This is a genomic window from Syntrophus sp. (in: bacteria) (genome assembly GCF_040768185.1).
Lineage (GTDB): Bacteria > Desulfobacterota > Syntrophia > Syntrophales > Syntrophaceae > Syntrophus > Syntrophus buswellii.
In genome coordinates, this window is sequence record NZ_JAXGNC010000001.1 from 104,220 (window position 1) to 125,985 (window position 21,766).

Consider the following 21,766-nt stretch of genomic DNA (forward strand, 5'->3'; position numbering starts at 1 on the left):
TTCCGGGCAGCCGGCTGAGAGGCGCCTAACGGTCAACCGCCTAAAATGACGAGGGCGATCCAGACTTTTTGAAGATCATTGTAGAGTTGCTTCTGAACCTTCAGGTCCACGACACAGTCATTGGCATCAACCTTGCCGGTGAGGTATCCATCCATCTTGTTCGCCACATTCTGTTTGAGGTTATTTCGTGCGGCGGAATAGGCCTTTCTGGCCACCTGCTTCTTTATCGTCTCGAGATGTGTGACCAGAGCCAGTTGAGACGATCTGTTTTTGAAAGACTTCGTGCCCTGAGCTTTAACGGTATTGATCAAAATGTCCAGGCCTGTATACAGACGATACAGGGGCCGGGGATTGATGGCGCCATAAATGATGACCTTCTTCTCGTCAACATAGGGCCATCCGGCTTCGAGCGTGTTGATGTCCGTTGTTCCCGGAGGCAGCGGTTCCACTTTGATCATGGTGACGGTCCGGGATGAAAATCCCGCATTATGATCGTTGATGGAATTGTCTTCATTGTACGGCCAGATCCAGGCATCCTCGGCAGTCGGGTTGGGGGCGTTCGAACGCTGATCCGGGGGGCCCGGAGTCTTCTGGGGAGGTACGACACGATAGGGGCCTTCTCCGTCCAGCTTGTTCGATAAATTCAATAGACCCGGCGTCAGATACTCGCCGTCCCGCTTGAAAGCCAGCATCATTTTTAAATCATCGGGATTGGTTATCCCTTCTCCGTTTACCCTTCCGGCGGCTGCGGGCGAACTGTAATCGCACCACCCGGTTGCCGGGTTGGTTGCCATATCCGCCTGCCTGTCATAGTAGAAAGTCCCCTTGGGATAGATGCCGAGGACATGATAAGAGCTGTCATTGGCGCTGGGTTTCAGCGGGTGATAGGTGGCAAATCCGTCCGGGGCATAAACCGTGATGCCGGTGGCTGAATCGAGCATGATCGCCCGGATCAGGTCTTCAAGGTCTATTCCCCTGTATTCCGTGTACCGGTCATCCGACTTGCTGGCATTCATCATCATGAACTGGGTGTGCTGAGCCATCCTTTCAAATTCCGCAAGTGACAGGACACGGGAAGGGGCCGGTATTTTTGACGGATCATCGGCTGCGTCGCCGGGATATGTTCCGGCGCCGATTTCCTTTGCATTGCTGAAGCCGTCGCCATCGGAGTCATCACCGTCAATGGCCAGCAATGCAGCGGCCGTTCTTCCCCTGGTCTGCCATTTGTTTTTGTAGGCCAAACCATAGGGATTCAGAGTCGCCAGCAGATTCTCTTCGCTGCTGTCAGCCCCGTAACCTGTTTTGTAGTGACACCACTGGCAGCTGCCCAGCGTCACGACCTTTTTCCCCGATGTGTATGAACCGCCAGAGTGACACAGGGTGCAGCTGTCAAGCTTGGTGCTGATCTGGCCGGGATAGGCTTCCCGGAAATTTGCCGAGTCCAGATCGCCCTGGTGATTGTACGCTGCATAAATCTGAATTCCGGAAAACAACAGGAAGGATACAGAGACCAGGACGGCTGGTAGAACAAACAGATTCCTTTTTCCTTTCTTCATGATGGTTTCTCCCTTAAGATGATTTTTTTTCGACCGACGCGATGAGGCTGGCCCCTTTGAACCCGTTCCTCTGCGCCGTGTCGCCTAGGGCTTCAGAGTCAGCACATAAGCGGCGCCAGCGGTAGAGTCGGCAAAGTGTGCTCCGGTGACGAGCTTATTGCCGAAGGCCGACAGGGAATATCCGAATTCATCGCCTGCCAGACCGTCGCAGGCCGTCAGTTTCCCGATCTGCTTCCAGGAATTGCCCGCCCTGCGGAAGAGATAGATGGCTCCTTGATCGGCTTTCTTCCCGGCATTTTTGCCGATATCGGTGCGGTTGGCGCCGACGGCGATGACATCACCGGCCATGGAGACGGACTGCCCGAATTGATCCTTCTTCTGGCCATCGCTGGCCGTCAGTGTGGCCACATGATCAACGGTATGCCCGTTCACAGCAAAAACATATGCCGCTCCAGCGTCCTCCGTTCCGCCGGGATCCGCCCTTCTTGCACCCACTGCCATCGTGTTTCCGAGCATCGCCACCGTAAAACCAAAATTGTCGTCCTTCGCCCCATCCGGCGGAATGACTTTGGCAAATTCCTTCCAGCCCTCTCCCGTCCTTTGGAAGAGGTAGACGGCACCGGCGCCCTCTGGATCGGCATTTCGAGCGCCGATGGCCAGGAGGTTCCCCCGCAGCGCCACCGATTGGCCGAAATAGGCCTTCGGGACTGGATCGCCCGCCGTCAGCTTTTCCGAGAAGACCCATTGATTTCCCCTGTGGAGAAAGACATAGGCGGCCCCAACATCGTCGGCACCGCTCTCCTCTTTGCGGGAGGTCACGACGAGGACATTTCCCTGAAGGGCGAGGGCCCTGCCGAAATTGTCTTCATCGGCTGGGTTCGGAGAGGAGACCTTGGCTTCATATCGCCACGATCCCATGTGCTTCCGAAAGAGATAGACCGCACCGGCTTTTTCTAAGCCGCCAGCTTCAGCAAAACGGGAGCCGACGGCGACCAGGTTGCCCTGGATGGCGACAGCCCGGCCAAACTCAGCCCCTGAAGTTGCATCGGGGGCAACCAGCTTCGCTTCTCGGATGTACCTCTGTCCCTGACGGTGAAAGAGGTAAACGGCACCGGCTCCGCTTGTCGATCCGGCATTGGCATTTCCTGCCCCCACAGCCACGTGATTCCCGTCGATTGCAACGGACCGGCCGAACTCCGCCCCTTCGACAGGGTCACCTGCGGTCAGCCGAATGTCACAGGCTTCAGGCTGCCTTGCTACAGCCATGCTGCTGATGCCCAGCAGGATGAGCAAAAAGAAAACAGAGAAAGCGGAAATCCTAATGTATGAGATACTCTTCATAATTCCTCCTTTGACAGACCGATATTGAGCAAGACTTGATTGGATAAGTTATGTCACAAGTGATGTAACTTATCCATCCTTAATTTCTGTCCTGAAGTCAGGGAATAAAAAATACACAAAAACCCTTTCCCTGAGTAAGGCTTTAAGGAATCGATCAGTTAATTGAACGTCTTGGATCAGGATATTCCTGAGTGACCGACGGAAAGGCGCCATGATCTAAACATTGACATCCCTTTTTCAATGTGCAACATTTCCTGCAATCCAAAAGAAAAAGACAGGGGGATTTTCAATGTCCCGATTAAGAACGACCAGGTGGCATGATGCGGACAGGGCGTGGCGATATAGGCGGAAAACCGGAAAGGAAAGGGGATTTACCCTCATTGAAATCCTGATCGTGGTCATTATCATCGGCCTCATCGCTTCTCTGATCGCCCCCAATCTGATCGGGCGCTATGAGCGCTCGAAGGAGGAAATCGCGAAAACCCAGGTGGAGATGCTTTCCTCCGGGGTCCTGTCCTTCAAGCTGGATGTGGGCCGCTACCCCTCGACGCTGGAGGAACTGATCAAGTCGTCGGACACCAGATGGCGTGGGCCTTACCTGTCCAAGCAGATCATTCCCAAGGACCCATGGGATCAGGAGTATCAATATAAGGTCCCAGGCGAACATGGCCCCTTTGACCTTTATTCTCTCGGACCCAACGGCAAACTGGATGACAAGTCGGCGAAGAGCTGGTAGCCATGTCTCTCACACAGTTCTTGAAGGAGATCTATCGCCTGCCCGATGAAGATCTTGAGAAGGCCCTAAAGCTGCAGAAGGACCTGGGGGGGGATATCGGCCGGCTTCTGGTGCAGGTCGGCTCCATAACGGATGGTCAGCGGCTCGAAGGATTGTCGTCCTATCTCAAGATTCCCCTCTATGAGGAAGAATATCCCGCGGATGACTCGCTGGTCGCCTGCCTGGAAGGGTGCCTGGATTACGGTTTTCTTCTCAAAAACCACTTCTTCCCCTTGTCGATCGACCATGAACGGAAAATTCTCTCAGCGGTTACCAGCGATCCCTTTAATTCTTCCATGCCCGATTATGTCGTGAAAAATCTCGGCTATGCCGTTCAATTGCAGCTGGCTCCGGAAAAGGTTGTGGAGGATCTGGCCAGGGGCTATTTAGAGGTCCAGGAGCGTAAATTCATTCCCCTGACCGTTGAAGAGGACGCGGAAAAACTGAAGGAAATGGCCTTCGAAGCGCCGGTGATCACCTTTCTCAACAGCCTGCTCAACAAGGCCGTTGAGATGAGAGCTTCCGACATTCATATGGAATCCGCCGAGAAGAAACACCGGGTCCGATTCCGGATTGACGGGATTCTCCATGACATCGACACCCTCGAGGAGGCGTTTTATCTTGCCGTCGTTTCGCGCATCAAGCTCCTGGCGGAGCTTGACATCGCCGAGAAGAGGCTGCCCCAGGATGGGAAATTCTCCACGCGGATCGCCTCGCTGTTCCTCGATATCCGCGTATCCACGCTTCCCACCGTCAACGGGGAGTGCGTGGTCCTCCGCCTCCTGTACCGGGAAAAGGTTTCTCTGGATCTCGATTATCTGGGGCTGGAACCGGACCACAAGGAACTTGCCGTCCGCATGATCGGTTCTTCGTATGGAATGCTGCTCGTGACCGGCCCCACCGGGTCCGGGAAGACCACGACCCTCTATTCCATGCTGACACGCCTGAATCATCCGGACCGTAAAATCATCACCATCGAAGACCCGGTGGAGTACCAGATTCAGGGAATCAATCAGATCCAGGTGCGCAGTGACATCGGGCTGAGTTTCGCGGCGGCTCTGCGTTCCATCCTCAGGCATGATCCGGACATCGTTCTGGTCGGAGAAATCCGGGATCGGGAGACGGCGGAAATCTCCATCCAGTCGGCCCTGACGGGGCATCTCGTCCTTTCCACGCTGCACACCAACGATGCGCCCAGCAGCCTCTTCCGACTGGTGGAAATGGGAATCGAAGACTATCTGCTTAACGCGGCTCTCGTCGGGGTCATGGCCCAGAGAATTCTCCGGAGAAACTGCCCTTTCTGCAGCCGTCCCGATCCGGGGGCCGAAGCGCTGCTGCGGGAATATGCCCTTCACGATGTCGCCGAAAAGTGCGGCCATCTCCTCGGGGACGGGATCAATCTGCAGCGGGGGCAGGGGTGCCCTCGTTGCGGTGGAACGGGTTATCGGGGGAGAATGGCCATTTTTGAACTCTTTGACTACACGGATGATCTCAAGGAGCTCTTTCTCAAGAAGATGTCGCTGGAAGCCCTGAGGGGAGCCCTGCGGGAGCGGCCGTCTTTCCGCTACCTGCGGGAAGACGGGATCCTGAAGGTCGCACGGGGGCAGACGACCCTGGACGAAGTTTTGAGGGTCTGCTGATGGAATTCGCCTATTCGACACTGGATTCGACAGGACGTGAAGTCCGGGGAACCCTGCTGGCCGCCGATCACACAGAGGCTCTGGCCAAGCTGAGAGCCCGGGGACTGACGGTAACGAACCTCACCGAAAAGACGGGAAAAGAGGAGCGCCGGTTTGTCCTGCGCAAGCGAATCATGCCCCAGGACGTTTACAGCCTTTCCAGGGAGGTGAGCACCCTTCTGCGTTCGGGGATTCGGATCGACCGCGCCTTGGAGCTTCTTCGCAATGGCGCAAAAAAGAAGGAGATGAAAGAGGTGCTCAACGCCGTTCTTCAGGACATCAAAGCCGGGGGAAACGTCGCACGCGCCTTTGAAAAGACGGGCTATTTCTCACCCTTTCTGGTCAGCATGATCCAGGTCAACGAGGCCGCCGGCAATCTGCAGTCCGCCTTCGAGAACATCGCCCAGTACCTGAAGTTCCAAATCGCCTTCCGGTCGGAAATCCGGAATGCCATGACCTATCCCCTGTTTCTCATCTTCGCCAGCATCGTGACGTTCCTGGTTATTTTCCAGTTTGTCGTTCCCCGGTTTTTCAGCATCTTCGGCGCCCAGCTGGAAAGTCTGCCCCTGCCGGCCCAGGTGCTGTACACCCTGAGCGGGTGGGTCAACTTCCGTTCCCTGGCCATATTCCTGGCATTGGTGGGCATTCTCCTGGCGGCCCGCCGATTTTATCCCGCCCATGTCAGGCTGCCCGATCTGTCGGACCGCCTGATTCATCTTCCGGGGTTGAGAACGCTGATTATCAACCTGGAGGTTTCCCGGTTCTGCTACTCCATGCATTCCATGCTTCTCAGCGGCGTTGAATTCCTCCGCGCATTGAGGCTTTCCATTTCCCTGATCCAGAACGCGTCCATAAGAAGCGCCATGATGCCCACCGTGGGGCTGGTCAAGGAAGGGCGGAAGATTGCCGACGTCTTCGCCGAGATTCCCCTTCTTCCCGACATGGTAGCGAACATGGTCAGGGTGGGGGAGGAAAGTTCCAGCCTGAAGGAGGTCTTCTTTGAACTTTACTCGATGTTTGACGAGCGCTTCAAAAACAGTGTAAAGCGGATGCTGACCCTGGTGGAGCCGGTGATCATCATCGTGATGGGGGCTGTCGTCGGCTTCATTGTCATTACGTTGATCCTGACCGTGATGAGCGTCAGCAGCATCAAACTTTGAGGGTCCGGACATGCGCGAACTTCCGACACGGCAGAGGGGTTTCACCCTCATCGAGATCCTGGTGGTCATGATTCTTCTCGCTGTATTGCTTTCCGCCGTCCTCCCGGTCTCTTACAACATGGTGCGCCGGTATGGGGCAGCTCTGCGCGCCCAGGAGGTCATGCTCTATGTGTCCGGACTCCGACGGGACGCCTTTCTCTACAGTGAAAAGCATCTCCTGGGTTCTCTGGAAAATACGCTGACGGTGGATGGGGCACCGATCCCGTTCGCCGATGTCCAGGTCACGGTTGAGCCCCCTATTTTCTTTTACAGCAACGGGACAACCACCGGTGGACGGATAGACATTACCGTGGACGGAGAGCGCTATCTTCTCCACGTGACGGCCCCCTTCGGGACCCTCTCCCTGGAGCCCGCGGAAGAGGCCGCATGAAACGGCGGGGAGATTTCAAATCCGGGGGCTTTCTTGTCCTGGAGATCCTGATTGCGGGGTTGATTCTTACCGCGGGGATTGCCGCCACCATGTATCTGTTCCGGATGGGGTTTGAACACCTCGAGAAGGCGAGAATATCCAATACGCTGTCAGCGAAGCTCGTTCAGGCGACCGGCCTGATCCGGTCCCTTGACCTGGAAAAGGTGAGTGGAACGGAGGAGATGGGCGAGGGAGTGACCCTCAAATGGAATGCCGGGGTTCTTTCCTCCATGATGCCGGTATCCGCCGAAAAGAAAGAGGCGTCTTCGTTCCTCTATCATCTCCTGCTCTACCAGGTGGAATTCACCCTTTCGGCACAGGGAGTGAGCAGAGACTATTCAATGCACGTTCTCAGATACAAGGCCCTGCAGACAACAAATGAACCCACATCCTAAGGGCTACACCCTGATTGAAGTTCTCGTGGCGATCGCCATTTTTACCGTGATGGTCATGCTGGCCGGCATGGCGATCAATCAGGGACTGCAGCAGTACCGAAATCTCATGGAAAAGGGCTTGAACTTCTGGGATTATGCCCGGATGATCTGGATCGAAAAGAGCTTCACCTCAACAACCGACTATTATGTCCGGACCCGGAGCGACGGATGGTTCCCCTATTTCCGGGGTGACATGGACCGTGTATCCTATGTGTCCCTTGCCCCCTTTGCCGGTGAGCTGCCGGTGGTCGTCTGGGTCAGAAAGGAAATGGATCAGCAGGGGAAACTGTTCCTGGCCTATTATGAACGGCCCGTTTACACGAAAACATTTGAGGATATTGAAAGGGATTTTCTCTCCGGGAATTACAGGGAAGGGCAGGGCGTCCGGATCCTGGAGCAGGTGGACAGCATCGCCTTTTCCTACTTCGGCTACGACTCCGCAAGACGCGGATACGTCTGGTTTGATCGGTATGAGGGAAGCAGGATGAAGCGGCTTCCCGCGATGGTCCGGGTGTCCTACCGGCAGGGGGATTATTCGGGGAAAATCGTTTTCAACCTGTATGTAAACTCGCTGATGAAGACGGAATATAATGACGCCTATCAAGCTGTGCCTTGACAGCCGGGGTTCGGCCACCATGCTGATGGTTTTTATGGTGACGGTCATCATGACCGTCGGACTGGGGTTCAACTGGCTCGTCAAGGAGCATCTTCAGGCATCGGAGAACCTGAAAAACAAGGCGGAAGCCATCGTGAAGGCGCGGTCGGCCTATGACACTCTGATTTACCTCCTCCTCAGGGGACGCACAATGCCCCGGGAGGTCGTGCTCTCCGGCACGGAGGATCTGACCCTGGTTTCAACGCTTCCCCTGGACAATGCTCCGGTTCCTTTGTCCGATGATATAACGGTCCGTCTTCAGGACAGCAACGGGTTGATCTCCCTGGCAACGATCAATACGGCGGCGATGCAGCAGCTTCTCCAGCGGGTCCTGTCGGTCGACAGTGCCTCGGTCCCTCTGGCCAGTCTGCAGGATTGGACCGACCAGGACGATCTTACCCGGTTGAACGGGGCGGAGGCCTCTTACTACAGGAGCCATCGGGGTTTGCCACCCCGCAATTACGCCCTCCAGTACATGGACGAACTGGGGTTTGTCCGGGGAATGACGCCGGAGGGATATGAACGGCTCCGACCCTGTCTCACCATGCTTCCCGCGACGGGGTTCAACCCCAATACGGCGCCTGATGAGGTCATGATGGCCTTTTTGGATATTACGGAAGAAACGCTTCAGAGCATAAAGAATTTCAAGGCTGAACACGGGGTGATTACGGAGGGTGCGCTTCAGCTTTTGACGGGGCGCATGATGGCCAAGAACAGGAAGATGATCTATTTCAAACCATCCCTTTTCATGGATATTTCGGTGAGTGCCGGTCAACCGAAGGCCATGTATACCATCAAGGCGGGATTGAGTCTGCGACAGAACAACATCGCACCTTACAGCGTTCTCTACTGGCGGGAGGAATAGGCAACATGCAGGGACTGACGGCGGGATACTGGCACAGAAACGGCCTTGATCTCTATCGCTATGTAAAGGGGAAGCCGGTCCGGACCGGCGGCGGCTCCCTGGATGAGCTGACCCCCCTTCGGGGGGCACTGCAGAGGATCGTCCTGATCATCGGAAGAGACCGGCTCCTTCACATCCGTAAACGCTACCCTCCGGCGCCGAAGGAAAAACTGGCCAAAGCGGTCCGGCTGGAACTGGGGGAGCTGTTCCCTTTTTCCCGGCCGGACTTTTACTGTCGCGTAAACTCCTCGTCCTCGGCCTATACGGAATTGGATATCTGGGCTTGGGAAAGCGAGCCTTACAGCCTTTTGCGAAACGTCCTGCCTTTTCATTACGCGATCCCTGAAGAAGCGGCGTTTTCCTCCTCGACAGCCGAGATATTCCTGTGGACCTGGAAGGACGTGACCCATCTGCTCGCCGTATCGGAACGCCGGTTTCTCGGCGCCGCCTCCCATCCGGCCGATGCCTTCACGGAGGAGGATGCCGAACGGTTTCTGAACAGCCTGGAGGCCTACGGGGCTGAAATGCACAGGATGCGGGTGTACGGAATTCTTCCCGTCACCGTGAGGGAAAGGCCTGCCCTCTTTGTAGAGAACGTGCCCGACAGGGGATACTCTCCCTGCCTGGACAACATCCCCTCCATGAACCTCCGGGAATTCCGGTGTAAGAGGGAACTGCGGATTCCTGCCTACCCGGGACTCCTGTTCCGAATGGCGATCTACGGTGTCCTGGGCTGCGGCCTGGTGCTCTATCTGAACATGAGGGATCATGAGCGGGCCAGCCAGGCGCTCCAGGAGATATCGCGGCAGATGGACAGGAGAATCCAACTGGCGGAGTCCCGGCAGGGAATCCAGGCCATCGATTACTCCGCGGTACAGAAGGAATTGAGCGACAGGCTCAATGCCCGGCAGTCTCCGCTGAGCGTCCTGGACATGCTGGCCCGCACACTGCCCGAGGACTGTTATATCAGCAGCGTGCAGTTGAATGAGAACAATGTGGAAGTTCTGATCATCTCAAAGGAACCACTGGCTGCTCTCAAGGCGTTGGCTGAAGAGAAAGGCATCCGGAACATCCAGCTTAAAGGCCCTTTGAACATGGAAGGAAAAACCGGTGAGTATTCTTTCGTCGTTACCATTGAACTGGCAGGATAGACCCATGGCCGGTGCGGGAAAAGAGGGCTCGATCAGGGCGATGGGCATTTACCTCATTATTCTGCTCGCTTTGCTGCGCTTTTTGATTTATCCATTGTACAATGGGTTGGAAAGGCAGAAACAGATTCTTGACGAGCAGAAGAAAAGCCTGACCCTGAAGACCCGCCTTCTCAATCAGCAGCAAGGCGGGGCGCCCCTTGCTGCCTTCGTGGGAAGGGAGCGGTTGACCCCTTATCTTTACGGGAAGGAGCAAAGCCTCACGGGGATTCAACTGGACATCGTTCACAGGATGAACGTCGTTGCCAGGGAAAAGGGAGGAGAGCTGGTACGCTTCGAGATGCTCGAAACGATTCCAGGACGCACCCTGAGCGAAGCCCCCGTGACGCTCTGGTTCAGCGGACCGCCGCAGGCCCTGATGAACATCCTGAGGGCCGCGGAATCGACGGGAAAATCTCTTGACGTCAAGGGGATGGAAATCACGAAAAGCCCGCAGGAGTTCCTGCTTTTACTGACCCTTTCGGCTTACAGGTTAGAGAGATGATCAAAAAGGCCCTTCCGGATCTCCTGATGGCAGCCATCATCGTGACGCTGGCTTTTTTTATCGCCGCAGGTCTCTCCCCCTCAACCTCTCCGCCGCCGGTCCGGCCGGAGAGAACGGACGCGAAAGCGGCTGTCGGACAGAAAGAGGCCTGGGCCCCTCCCGTCGTGCTGGAAACGGCACTGAAGCAGCGCAACCTGTTTTCAGAGGCCGGGCGCTACGACCTTCCTGAAAAGAAAACCGGGAAAGCACCCGAAGTGCTTCCGGAAAACCCTTATTCCCTGGTGGCCGTCATGCTGGGGAAGGAGCAGAAGGCCGTCTTCAGGGATTATAAGGGGACCATCCACACGGTGACCAAGGGGAAAACGCTCATAGACGGAGCTGTGCTTACCCGCATATCCCCCCGTTCCGTTTGGACAAGGAAGGGGAGACAGACGAGGGAGTTGAGCCTCTTTGATGTGCGCCGCAAGCCGGCGGATGCCGTCGGGGGGGAAGCGGCAGGGAAGAACCCGGATGCGAAGCCGGCAAGGAGGGACCGAGTTCCCCGAGCGCCTGAAGGAGAAATAAAAATCCCCCCTTCTTTACCGGATGGTGGTAAAGAAGGTAGCCGGATGGGGAAACCCGGAGCGGGGAAGGGGAAACGAGAAAGCCCGTTACGTAAGGAGCACAAGGACCCTGATGAAACGGGGAAGGAAACATGACATCGGATGCCCCGTCCAATGGAGAGGGAAATGCCATGAAATGTATCTCCGCTGCTGTGCCGTTGGGATTGCTGCTTCTGGGAATGGCCGTTCTGTTCCCCCTGACCGCCGCGGCCATTGAGCTTTACTCCTTCCAGGGGGAAGGCGGGCAGATTTATTACACCAATGTCCCCGGTCCGGGACACCGGAAGATCAATCCCCACGTTCTGAGAATGAGGGCGAAGAAGAAGGCTTCCGTACCCCGGAGGACGGGGATGGGGCCAGCCGCCGAGCAGTTGGAGTATGACGAGGCGATCCTGTCCGCCTGTGAGCATTTTGCCGTGGATCCCCACCTGGTCCGAGCCGTGATCAAGGCGGAATCCAATTTCGATCCCGGGGCAAGATCGCCGAAAGGGGCCATCGGACTGATGCAGCTCATGCCGAATACCGCCCGCGAAATGGGGGTGTCCGATCCCCTCAATCCCGTTGAAAACATTTTCGGCGGTGTGGGCTATTTAAGTCAACTGCTGAACAGCCTCAACGGCGACTTGCCGTTGGCGCTCGCCGCGTACAATGCAGGTCCGCAGCGGGTCATGAACTACAACGGCATTCCCCCCTTCCGGGAGACACGGAATTACATCGAGAGGGTGCTGGATTATTATGAGCATTTCAAAGGGAAGGACTCGTTATGATTAAAAGGGATCGACAGCGGAAGACTCTGTCCGCCGTGTTCGTTTTGGTATGTATCCTTGCGCTCAGTGGCTGCATGAATCAGCCGCGATGGCGTCAGCATGTTTCGCTGGACCGGCCGGCAGGGACGGAAAAGCAGGGTGAAATCGGCGGGAGCGGCGATTCCGAGGCAGCGGCCATGAGACCGCCGGTTGAAGAAATCACGGTACCGGCCTTTGAGAGGAAAGCGCCCCAGAAAAAGCTACCCCCCCCCGTCAAGCCCATTGAGGCGCACCGTGTGACCATGGTTGATACTCCGGTCATGATCAACGCCGAACGGATGCCCCTTTCCGATTTTATCATCCATGCCCTTGGGGAAACGCTGAAAGTCGCCTTCGTGATGGACGAGAAGATGCTGAACAACAAAAAGCCCATCACCATGCGGATGCCTGAGCCCATGCCGCCCGAAAAGGCGTTGGAGATGATCATGGGGATGCTGGAAAAATACGGATATTATCTGGATGAAAAAGCCGGAGCCCTCTACGTCCTTGAAAAACCCCCCGAACCCAGGGAGCCGAGATCTCCTGTGGACATCCGGGTCGGCACAACGCCGGAAAACAGCCCTGCAGAAATTTTGCAGGTCGTTCCTCTCCGTCATGTCCGCCCCGCCGATGTGGAGCCCCTGATCAAGGATCTCTTCCGGTCCGGTGTCCAGGTAAAGCCCTACAGCCGGCAGAATGTCATTGTTCTGTATGGCCGGGCGTCGCAGATGAAGCCCGTTATGGAATTTCTCGAGACCTTCGATGTTCCCTATCTGCAGAAAAAGAAGGTTTTTATTCTCCGGCTGACTTACTGGCAGACGGATGAGTTTATCGCCCAGCTTAAAAGCATCATGGAGGGCCTCGGATTTATCGTTGCCAAGACGCCCAGGGAGCCTGGGCCGCTCTTGATGCCCATCAAGCAGCTCAACGCCGTCCTGGTGATCGCACCCGATGAAACCACGGCCGGGAATATCCTGGGCTGGAAGGAAAAGCTCGACACCCCGGAGGCGGCCGGCACGGAGTTTAAGGCCTACACCTTTATCCCGAAATACTCCCTGGCTTCGGAACTGGTGGAGTCCATCCAGAAGCTCTATGGTTCGATGCCGGTAACCGGGAGAACGGCGATGCAGGCTGCCGCCGGACCTCAAAGACCGGCGGCGGCAAGAGCCGCCGTTGAAAGAAAGGACAGCTCCTTCGAATCCACCGGTCTGAAGATGTCGGCGGATGACAAGAAAAACATGATCATCATTCTCAGCACGCCCGATGTCTACCGGAATCTCCTCAACCTTCTGCAGACACTGGATATTCCGGCCCGGCAGGTTCTTATCGAAGCGACGATTGTCTCCCTGAAGCTCACGGATGAATTGAAATACGGCGTGGAGTGGCTGATCCGAAATACATGGAACGGTGACGCTTACGTGCTGGGTACCTTGGGGCATCTCGGCACAGGGCTCAGCACGGATCCCGTGGGCCTGTCCTATTCTTTCCTGAGCAGGACCGGGCAATTTCGGGCCCTGATCAACGCCTACGCCCTGGCGAACAAGGCCAACATCCTTTCCACGCCCCGCCTGATGGTTCTCGACAACATGGAAGCCACCATCCAGATCGGTCAGGACGTGCCGACCGTTACAGGACAGATTACCGATGTAAGCGGGACTACGACCAGTTCAACCAGCGTTGCCCAGAGTATCCAGTACCGCAGTACGGGAATCATGCTCAAGGTGAAGCCGACCATCAACACGGAGGGGTTGCTGACCCTGGAGATCAGCCAGGAGGTCTCCAAGGTCGAAGGCGCGGGTGTCGGAGAATCTCCCATTATCACAACGAGAAAAATCAACACCTCTGTGGTCGCCACGCACGGACAGACAATCGTGCTGGGAGGCCTCATGGAGGAGACCTCGAGCCTCACCGAAAACAAGGTGCCCCTGCTGGGCGACATTCCCTTTCTCGGAAACCTCTTCAAGTCCACGGGAAAAACAAAGGAGAAAACGGAGCTCCTCGTGCTGGTGACCCCCACCATTCTGACAAATGCCGATGATGCAACCAGGGTGACCCGTCAACTGAGGGACGAGTTGAAATGGATCAAGTGACGGCCGGGAGCGCGTTCATGCAGGAAAAGGAAAACCAGGTGATGACCGGACTAACAAGAATTTTTTCTTCTATTTTCGCGCTTGTCGTGTGTTTGCTGTGCGCAGCGCCGACAGCGGGATATGAATGGACGCCCCTGCCCGACATGAAGCATGTTCATAAGGCGGGGACCATGACGGTCATGAGGGATGGCCGGGTCCTTCTGATCGGCGGGGCGTCAGGGGATGCCGGTCAGACCCATGCCCTGGCGGAAGTGTTCGACCCGGCTGCGGGAACCTTTCGAGTCACCGGTTCGATGCATCAACGAAGGAGCGGGCACTGCAGCGTGGCTTTGGCGGACGGAAGCGTCCTTGTGGCGGGAGGGTCAGCCGGGCGCGTCCTTCACGAGCTGAGGAGCGTTGAACTCTATGATGCGCGGACGGGCCGGTTCACGAAGGTCGGGGACATGTCGGTCGGCAGAATGGCCTCTCCAACCTGCACGGCTCTGCCCGACGGAAACGTGCTCATCGCCGGAGGCGCTTATGAGGGAACCGTGGGCAGCGGCAATGTTCTTTTGGACAGGTTCGACTTCAGCCGCTCAACCCTTGTTCCGCGTGTCGGAAAACTGGCTTCCCCGCGATCCGGACCAGGGCATGTCTCCATTCTGCTCGCTACGGGACAAATATTAAACATCGGAGGAATGAGCGATTATTCGTCTCCCGCGGTGCCGGCAGCCGAATCGTACGATCCGGAGCACAACGTTTCATCGGCCATGAGGATGCAGCCGGCGGGCGGTCCCGGCCCTTATGCCGCGGCCGCACTGCCCGACGGGAACGTGATCCTCATGAAAAAAGGTGAGACAACCTATCCCGAATATTATGATCCTTCCGAATGGCGCTATGAAACCCTTCTGGCGGCAGGCGCATTCCGGATGAACCCTGCCGCGTCATCCATCACGGCCCTGAGGGGCGGGAAAATCCTCTTCATTTCCGGACGGCAGCTGAGGGTTTTCGACCCCGCCGGGAATTCGACGGAACAGATCGGCTTTCCACCCCGGCTCGGAAACGGCCAGTGCGTCGAACTCGATGACGGCCGTCTCTTCTGCGCCAATCTGGAGAATAAAGCGGCAGCCCTTCTCAGACTCAAAGAATGATTTCCGACAGAGATCTTCCATCCGGCCTTTCGCGGACAAATCAATTCAGATAGCTGTGCAGACCCGGCAGATAGTTGACTCCGAGGTACGTGAACAGGACGGAGGCAAAACCGACCATGGTCAAGGCGGCCATCCGCTTTCCCCGCCAGCCCTTGATATACTGGACATGAAGGGTCACGGCATAGACGATCCAGGTAATGAGCGACCATGTCTCCTTGGGATCCCAGCTCCAGTAAGAGCCCCAGGCGTAATGCGCCCAGATCGAGCCCGTCATGATGCCGATGGTCAGGAAGACGAATCCCAGGGCGATGCTCTGGTAGATCATGAGGTCAAGGCTCGCCAGCGTCGGAAGCCGTTTAAGAAAACGATTCGAGTTTTCGGGTTTGTCTGCGTCCGCCGTTTTCAGGAAGTACATCAAGCCGCATCCGAAAGCAAAGGCGAAGCCCGAATAACCCATAAAGCAGGTCACCACGTGGCTTGTGAGCCAATTGCTCTGCAGGGCGGGAATAAGGGGCTGAATCTCGTTGTTGACGCCCGGGGCGATAGAGGCATAGGCCATCGCCAGGAAGGCAAGGGGAACGACAAAGACGCCGAAGGCCCTGCTTCCGGTCCGCCATTCAATGAAGAGGTGGAGCAGCATGATCGCCCAGGCGAAGAAGATCATCGATTCATAGAGATTGGACAGCGGCGCGTGTCCGATCCCCAGGCTGTAGGAGACTTTCCACCTCCACAGGATGGCCGCCGTCTGGGCGGCAAAGCCCGCCCACGCCGCAAGAGAAGCCAGCTTGCCCCAGGACCGGCCTCCAAGGATCATGCGGAAGAGGTACAGAACGAAGGCGCCGAAGTAAATAAACGTAACCCAACTCAGAATGAGAGTGTGACTCATACGATTCCTTTCTCCTGAATCCGCCGGCCCAGCAGATCAAGCTCCCGATCGAGCGCCGCCATATGGCGGCTTCTGCCGGCAAGTGAAATACGTGTCTGCCGCCCTGCCTCATCGACACGGACCCAGATGTGTCGATGAGGCATGAAATGCCGGAGAATGAGGCCGGCCACCATCAGAAAGGCCCCCAATGCGACCAGCGGAACGCCTGGATCACGGACGACCTGCAAACCCGTGTAGTACTGCTGTTCAATCTCCTTGAGATAAAAGCGGTACGGTTTGAATAGGGCGGGATCGAAGAGAGGGAACTGGGTTAACAGCTCCGGGTACATCTCCGCGATCTCGTCGATGTGCTGAAGGACCCAGAACTGGATATGGCGGCCTTGCGGCGAGGCAATGTCCAGTTTCACCCCGGGGCCGAATTTCATCAGATTTCCTTCGATGCGCAGGATCTCGACATGGGCGCCGCCTTCCTTGAGGTCAAAACGGTCGCCAACCGAAACAGCCACTTTCTCCTCCTGTCCCTTTCCCGTTGAATAGCCCAGAACGGCACGGCCGCCTGGAGCACTGCCGAAGGAAGACTGGTAGAATCGATATCCATTGACATGGATCGGATGGTTGACCATCAGCGCGCCTTGACGGACGGGCTGACCGCCCTTGAGGAACGTCAAGTCGGACCGGTAGGTCTTGGGCATGCCGTTGGCGTATGTTTCCAGGGTGAATTTATCGCAGCGCACCGAAAAATCGAGGCGGTGGATGTCTCCTCCATTCCTGGAGGCGACGAGATTGGTGGTTTCTCCTTCGCTGATGTTGACGTATCCTTCAAAACCAAGGACGGAACCGATGACCGATCCCGCGATCATAAACAGAATGCTCAAGTGAACCCCGTAGACGCTGAACAGTGACAGACCCGCCTTCCGAATGGAAAAAAAGACATGGCCGCCTTTGACGTCCTTTTCAATGGCTCCATAGTTCTCCTTCAGCAGGTTTTCCAGGGACGAGAGACATCCCTCGCGATTCTGCTCGGTCAGAAGAACCCGGTTCGGGGGGAGCTTGCTGAAGAGTCCCACCGGCACAGGAAAATGGGGCGTCCGATATAACTTCCACGAACCGGGAAGCCGATTCAGGGAGCAGACCGTCAGGTTGAGGGCCAGAAGACCCAGAAGACCGTAATAGAGAGGGGAATGGTAGACATCGAACAAGCCGAGAGCGTAAAACAGGCCGGATATGCCGGGAGACAGCTTCTGGGCGAATTCCATGGCGCCCTCTCTCTGGGGAAGAAACGTTCCCACCATGAAGAGCAGGGCCATCGCGATCAAAAGGACAACGGTCAGTTTGATGGAAGAAAAAAAAGATCTGAGGGCTTTTTTCATCTCGGTCACTCGCTGTTCTCCATTTCTACGTGGGCATGCTTCTGCGGCGCCATGTCAACGTGTTGTTGAGAGGTGACTAGTCATTGCGAATTTATCATTTGACGACTGTTCCGGCAAGGAGAATAGAAGAGATTCCTTTATTTCTATTCCCGCGCTTAAAATACTTCTTGACAGGGTCATTTTTATTTTTATAATTTCTACCAAAACAGTAGAGATAAGCAAAAGGTTAAACGTAAAGAACATGAAGCTTTCTACGAGGGGTCGCTATGGGCTGCGCTTTATGCTGGATCTGGCGCTTCATTACAATCAGGGGCCCATTTTTTTGAAGGACATCGCCCAGCGCCAGGGTATTTCGGAAAAGTATCTCTGGCATCTGATTCACCCCCTCAAGGCGGGGGGATTGATCCGTTCAAACCGAGGGGCTCATGGCGGCTATTTCCTGGCGAAGGCGCCAAGCGAAATCAACCTGAAGGAAATCATGCAGTCAGTGGAAGGCTCACTGGCGCTTGTCGACTGTGTTGACAATGATTCTGTATGCCAGCGGGCGCAGACATGTATCACCCGTGACATCTGGCAGGAAGCAACCCGGGTTATGCTCCATACCCTGGAATCTCTGACCCTGGATGCCATGGTCAAACGTCAGACGGAAAAAGAGGAACAGGTAAAATGAAGGGGAGCGTCGGATCCCGAATGATGTGCCGCTTGAAAATGATAACCCGCTGTGCGGGCAGAGGGGGGCCGTGCATGTAGCCTCGGAAAAGGATTACATGGCATTGATCATTTACCCGCAGCCTGAACCTTCGCGAAGAATGCGGGTTTTTTATTTCCAGCTGAATGGCAGTCTGAACAGAGATCGTCTGAAATGAAAGAGATTCCTTTAAATTCAGTGAATATCGCTGGAGCGGCAGCGGGTAGGGCACTACCATCCAACACGCCGGACTGGGTCGAGACCCTGCATTTCACATTCGCCAAGGGGCCGGAAGAGAAACTGGTTCTGGACGGTGGGGAGAAACTGGGGCCGGTGACTCTGGCCTGCGGGACCTATGGAAAGCTTAATGCTCAGAAATCCAATGCCATCCTGATCTGTCACGCCCTGTCGGGCGATGCCCATGCCGCCGGCTATTCCGCCGGCATAAGGAAGTCGGGTTGGTGGGATACTTCAATCGGGCCCGGCAAAGCCTTTGACACCGCTTCTTTGTCATCTGTTCCAACGTGATCGGGGGGTGCAAGGGATCGACGGGGCCGGCATCTCTTAACCCGGAAACAGGAAAACCCTATGGCTTGAGCTTCCCCGTCATTACGATCGCCGACATGGTCGAGGCCCGGCGGCACCTGATTGATGTTCTCGGAATCGATCGGCTGCTCTGCGTCGCCGGAGGCTCCATGGGTGGGATGCGCGACATCAGGTTTCTCGTTCTTTCTTTCTCATCGGATTGGCTCTATCCACCCACCCAGTCCAAGGACATTGTGCGGCAATTGAAAAAAAGTCATGCAGATGTGGCCTATTGCGATCTGAAATCCAACTATGGCCATGACGCCTTTATTTTGGAGACGGAAGGGCAGACCCAGCTGATCCGGAATATTTTAAGCAGCAATGACGACTCATACTGAACAGACAAATCTTGTTCCTCCGGACTACCGGATCATCAGCGAACTGATCGATTCCGGCGCGCGCATCCTCGATTCGGGCTGCGGCTCCGGCGATCTGATGGCCTTTCTGGTTCGAAGCCGCCATACCCGGGGGCAGGGCATCGAACTGAACGAACTTGCCGTCCGCGAATGTGTCGAGAAGGGGCTCAATGTGTGCCATGGCGATATTGAAAGCGGCCTGCTGGAATATCCCGCCGGGTCTTTTGATTATGTGATTCTGAACCAGAGCCTTCAGGAAATCCGACAGGCAGACGCCCTGCCGGCGGATGCCCTGCGAGTCGGTCGGGGGGGGATCGCAGGCTTTCCCAATTTCGCCTGGATCGGCTCGCGCGGCCGCCTTTTCTTTCAGGGAAAGTCACCGATCACCGCCGCCCTGCCTTACCGCTGGTACGATTCGCCCAACGTGAGGTTTCTCAGCATTGACGATTTCCGCGATTTCTGTAATCAGAAGGGGATCGAGGTCCTCAAGGCCCGTTATCTCCGCGGCGGAAAAACTGTATCCTGCCGGCCGAATCTGCTGGCCGAAGCGGCGGTGTTTCTTTTGACGGCAGAACATGCATCCCAACCGGGAACTGTCAATCATGGAAACCATCATGAAGATCATTGCCAAGCTGAAGCGGAAGCGTAAGGCCGTGATCCCGGCGCACAACTACTCGTGTCCGGAGGCGCAGAATATCGCTGATTACGTCGGTCGTCTCCTGAGGGCGAAGAATTCCATAAGAATGCAAAAGGGAGCCTGGTCAACAGTGACCCGCCCAACCGTCGGATGACCCCGGTCCAGGTATGCCGGGGTGATTTCAACAAGGGAGCTGGAATCCAGAATAAGGAATCAAAGAATAAACATTCGGGAAGGGGTGAAGCAGCCTTGAAAAAAAAGGTTCTCCTGGCCGTCAGCGGCGGTGTGGATTCTTCCGTGGCCGGATGGCTTCTGAAAGAGGAGGGATATGAAGTCGCCGGGGTTACCATGTGTCTTGGCGTGCGCGACGAGGGAATCAAGACCCGCTGCTGCGGAAGGGACGCCATTGAGGATGCCCGGGAAGTCTGCGGCATGCTCGATATTCCCCATTATGTCCTGGATTATGTGCCGCTTCTGGAAAGCTGCGTGATCGACAAATTCACGCGGGAATATCGCCTCGGCCGGACGCCCAACCCCTGCATCGACTGCAACCGGTATCTGAAGTTCGGTCATCTGCTGAAACAGGCTCGCGCCATGGGGTTCGATTACCTGGCTACCGGCCATTACGCTATGATCGAGCAGAAGGAAAACCGGTGGGTTCTCAAGAAACCAAGAGATTCCGGAAAGGATCAGACCTATTTTCTCTATCCCATACCCTTCGAAGCCCTGGAACATATTTTATTTCCCCTTGCCGACCTCACGAAGGAAGAGGTGCGGGAAATCGCCCGGAAGGCCTGTCTCCCCATCGCCGGCAAGGCGGAGAGTCAGGATCTGTGCTTCGTGACCCAGGAAAGTTACGGGGAATTCCTGCGGGAACGGGGATGCCCGGTTGAGCCGGGACCCATCGTCGACCGTTCCGGTCGGGTTCTGGGTGAGCATTCTGGAACGGTTTTCTACACGATCGGACAGCGTCACGGCCTGAGGATCAGTTCTCCCTGTCCTCTCTATGTGGTGGCCATCGATGCCGTCCGAAATTCGGTCATCGTGGGCGAAAAGCGGGATGTTTATGCATCGGCGCTCATCGCCGGCGATATGAACTGGCTGACTCCGGACCGGCCCCGGGAAGCGGAAGGCAAAATCCGGTATCGGAAGAGATCCTCGCCCTGTACAATCATTCACGACGGGGATCGAGTCCGGATTCATTTTTCCGAAGACCAGGATGCCATCACCCCCGGTCAGGCTGTCGTCCTCTACTCTGGCGACGAGGTGCTGGGCGGAGGCGTCATCGAAGAAGTCCTGCGATCCACAACTCATTCTTGAGAGGTCTTAGAAGTACGATCGTGAAATCCTTAAAAAGAGAGACCCTTCTAATCCATGAGGGCCAGGAGCCTGATCCGGCCACGGGAGCCCGCGCCGTCCCGATTTACCAGACCACATCTTTTCTCTTTCTCCAGGGATTGGAGACGCTCCATCTGCGGATGATCCGTCACGCGGAAAATGCCCTGGCCGTTGCCCACTATCTGAAAAGGAATCCCAAGGTTTCCTGGGTGAACTATCCAGGACTTCCCGACAGCCCGGAAAAGGACAAAGTTGACAGGTATCTTCCCCTGGGAGCGGGGGGCATTCTAGGCTTCGGGATTAAAGGTGGGCTGGAGTCCGGAAGAACGTTTATCGATTCCCTTTCCCTGGTTTCCCACCTGGCCAATGTGGGCGATGCCAAGACCCTGGCCATTCACCCGGCAACCACGACTCACCAGCAATTGTCCGCGGAAGAACAGCCGGCAACGGGTGTAACGCCTGATTTCATCCGGATGTCCATAGGAATCGAACACATCGATGATATTCTGAACGATCTCGAACAGGCCTTCGACAAGGTATCCTGAAGGATATCTTAAAAAGGTGCCGGTGAAAGACCGGCAGGGAAGCCCCCGGCGGGAAGAATCATGCGGCTGCGATTGGATACAGCCTGATT

General features: G+C 56.1%; 20 protein-coding genes and 2 pseudogenes. 18 read left to right on the plus strand and 4 right to left on the minus strand.

Annotation, left to right across the window (positions count from 1 at the left end):
- Nucleotides 1–32: 32 nt before the first annotated feature.
- Nucleotides 33–1,556 (minus strand): GEGP motif-containing diheme protein, encoded by a 1,524-nt coding sequence (locus tag AB3175_RS00485; RefSeq protein WP_367358983.1) that lies wholly within the window; start codon nt 1,554–1,556, stop codon nt 33–35.
- 84 nt (nt 1,557–1,640) lie between these two features.
- Complete coding sequence (locus AB3175_RS00490) at nt 1,641–2,897, minus strand: FG-GAP repeat protein (RefSeq protein WP_367358984.1); 1,257 nt, start codon at nt 2,895–2,897, stop codon at nt 1,641–1,643.
- Between the two features lie 289 nt (nt 2,898–3,186).
- On the opposite strand from AB3175_RS00490, the gene gspG reads away from it, so the two are divergent.
- Genes gspG through AB3175_RS00555 form a run of 13 tightly spaced genes read left to right on the plus strand, consistent with a single transcriptional unit; the run spans nt 3,187 to nt 15,272 of the window.
- Nucleotides 3,187–3,633, plus strand: coding sequence for a type II secretion system major pseudopilin GspG (gspG, locus tag AB3175_RS00495; RefSeq protein ID WP_367358985.1), 447 nt, complete (start codon nt 3,187–3,189; stop codon nt 3,631–3,633).
- A 2-nt stretch (nt 3,634–3,635) separates the two neighbouring features.
- On the plus strand, nt 3,636–5,312 hold the full coding sequence (locus tag AB3175_RS00500; RefSeq protein WP_367358986.1) for a GspE/PulE family protein: 1,677 nt from the start codon (nt 3,636–3,638) through the stop codon (nt 5,310–5,312).
- Complete coding sequence (locus tag AB3175_RS00505; RefSeq protein WP_367358987.1) at nt 5,312–6,511, plus strand: type II secretion system F family protein; 1,200 nt, start codon at nt 5,312–5,314, stop codon at nt 6,509–6,511. Before AB3175_RS00500 ends, AB3175_RS00505 begins: the two co-directional genes overlap by 1 nt.
- Nucleotides 6,512–6,521: 10 nt before the next feature.
- Nucleotides 6,522–6,941, plus strand: a complete 420-nt coding sequence (locus AB3175_RS00510; RefSeq protein ID WP_367358988.1) for a Tfp pilus assembly protein FimT/FimU — start codon at nt 6,522–6,524, stop codon at nt 6,939–6,941.
- The gene (locus AB3175_RS00515) at nt 6,938–7,375 is read left to right on the plus strand and encodes a hypothetical protein (protein ID WP_367358989.1); all 438 of its coding nucleotides are present in this window, start codon (nt 6,938–6,940) and stop codon (nt 7,373–7,375) included. The genes AB3175_RS00510 and AB3175_RS00515 overlap by 4 nt, the downstream gene beginning before the upstream one ends.
- Entirely contained in the window at nt 7,359–8,030 is a 672-nt protein-coding gene (locus tag AB3175_RS00520; RefSeq protein WP_367358990.1) for a prepilin-type N-terminal cleavage/methylation domain-containing protein, read from the plus strand. Before AB3175_RS00515 ends, AB3175_RS00520 begins: the two co-directional genes overlap by 17 nt.
- Nucleotides 8,005–8,934: a general secretion pathway protein GspK gene (locus AB3175_RS00525; RefSeq protein ID WP_367358991.1), complete on the plus strand. Its 930-nt coding sequence runs from the start codon at nt 8,005–8,007 to the stop codon at nt 8,932–8,934. Before AB3175_RS00520 ends, AB3175_RS00525 begins: the two co-directional genes overlap by 26 nt.
- 5 nt (nt 8,935–8,939) lie before the next feature.
- Nucleotides 8,940–10,124, plus strand: coding sequence for a hypothetical protein (locus AB3175_RS00530; RefSeq protein WP_367358992.1), 1,185 nt, complete (start codon nt 8,940–8,942; stop codon nt 10,122–10,124).
- Nucleotides 10,084–10,665: a hypothetical protein gene (locus AB3175_RS00535; protein WP_367358993.1), complete on the plus strand. Its 582-nt coding sequence runs from the start codon at nt 10,084–10,086 to the stop codon at nt 10,663–10,665. The genes AB3175_RS00530 and AB3175_RS00535 overlap by 41 nt, the downstream gene beginning before the upstream one ends.
- Nucleotides 10,662–11,363 carry a hypothetical protein gene (locus AB3175_RS00540; protein WP_367358994.1) on the plus strand — a complete coding sequence of 234 codons (702 nt, stop codon included), beginning with the start codon at nt 10,662–10,664 and terminating at the stop codon, nt 11,361–11,363. The genes AB3175_RS00535 and AB3175_RS00540 overlap by 4 nt, the downstream gene beginning before the upstream one ends.
- Nucleotides 11,360–12,034, plus strand: coding sequence for a lytic transglycosylase domain-containing protein (locus tag AB3175_RS00545; RefSeq protein ID WP_367358995.1), 675 nt, complete (start codon nt 11,360–11,362; stop codon nt 12,032–12,034). Before AB3175_RS00540 ends, AB3175_RS00545 begins: the two co-directional genes overlap by 4 nt.
- Entirely contained in the window at nt 12,031–14,142 is a 2,112-nt protein-coding gene (gene gspD / locus AB3175_RS00550; RefSeq protein WP_367358996.1) for a type II secretion system secretin GspD, read from the plus strand. The genes AB3175_RS00545 and gspD overlap by 4 nt, the downstream gene beginning before the upstream one ends.
- 17 nt (nt 14,143–14,159) lie before the next feature.
- Nucleotides 14,160–15,272 carry a Kelch repeat-containing protein gene (locus tag AB3175_RS00555; RefSeq protein ID WP_367358997.1) on the plus strand — a complete coding sequence of 371 codons (1,113 nt, stop codon included), beginning with the start codon at nt 14,160–14,162 and terminating at the stop codon, nt 15,270–15,272.
- Nucleotides 15,273–15,312: 40 nt separating this feature from the next.
- Here AB3175_RS00555 and ccsB read toward each other — a convergent pair whose 3' ends face one another.
- Nucleotides 15,313–16,158 (minus strand): c-type cytochrome biogenesis protein CcsB, encoded by an 846-nt coding sequence (ccsB, locus tag AB3175_RS00560; RefSeq protein ID WP_367358998.1) that lies wholly within the window; start codon nt 16,156–16,158, stop codon nt 15,313–15,315.
- The gene (locus tag AB3175_RS00565) at nt 16,155–17,528 is read right to left on the minus strand and encodes a cytochrome c biogenesis protein ResB (RefSeq protein ID WP_367359444.1); all 1,374 of its coding nucleotides are present in this window, start codon (nt 17,526–17,528) and stop codon (nt 16,155–16,157) included. Before AB3175_RS00565 ends, ccsB begins: the two co-directional genes overlap by 4 nt.
- A gap of 241 nt (nt 17,529–17,769) precedes the next feature.
- Between AB3175_RS00565 and AB3175_RS00570 the strand changes: the two genes are divergently transcribed.
- From AB3175_RS00570 to AB3175_RS00590, 5 genes and pseudogenes are all read left to right on the plus strand, one after another.
- Nucleotides 17,770–18,198 carry an Rrf2 family transcriptional regulator gene (locus AB3175_RS00570; RefSeq protein WP_367358999.1) on the plus strand — a complete coding sequence of 143 codons (429 nt, stop codon included), beginning with the start codon at nt 17,770–17,772 and terminating at the stop codon, nt 18,196–18,198.
- A gap of 282 nt (nt 18,199–18,480) precedes the next feature.
- Nucleotides 18,481–18,926: pseudogene (locus AB3175_RS00575) on the plus strand (alpha/beta fold hydrolase); the annotation flags it as partial.
- Nucleotides 18,927–19,122: 196 nt separating this feature from the next.
- Nucleotides 19,123–19,806: a methionine biosynthesis protein MetW gene (gene metW / locus AB3175_RS00580; protein ID WP_367359000.1), complete on the plus strand. Its 684-nt coding sequence runs from the start codon at nt 19,123–19,125 to the stop codon at nt 19,804–19,806.
- Nucleotides 19,807–20,043: 237 nt separating this feature from the next.
- Complete coding sequence (gene mnmA / locus AB3175_RS00585; RefSeq protein ID WP_367359001.1) at nt 20,044–21,114, plus strand: tRNA 2-thiouridine(34) synthase MnmA; 1,071 nt, start codon at nt 20,044–20,046, stop codon at nt 21,112–21,114.
- 116 nt (nt 21,115–21,230) lie between these two features.
- Nucleotides 21,231–21,677 (plus strand): annotated as a pseudogene (locus AB3175_RS00590) (PLP-dependent transferase); the annotation flags it as partial.
- Nucleotides 21,678–21,766: the final 89 nt, after the last annotated feature.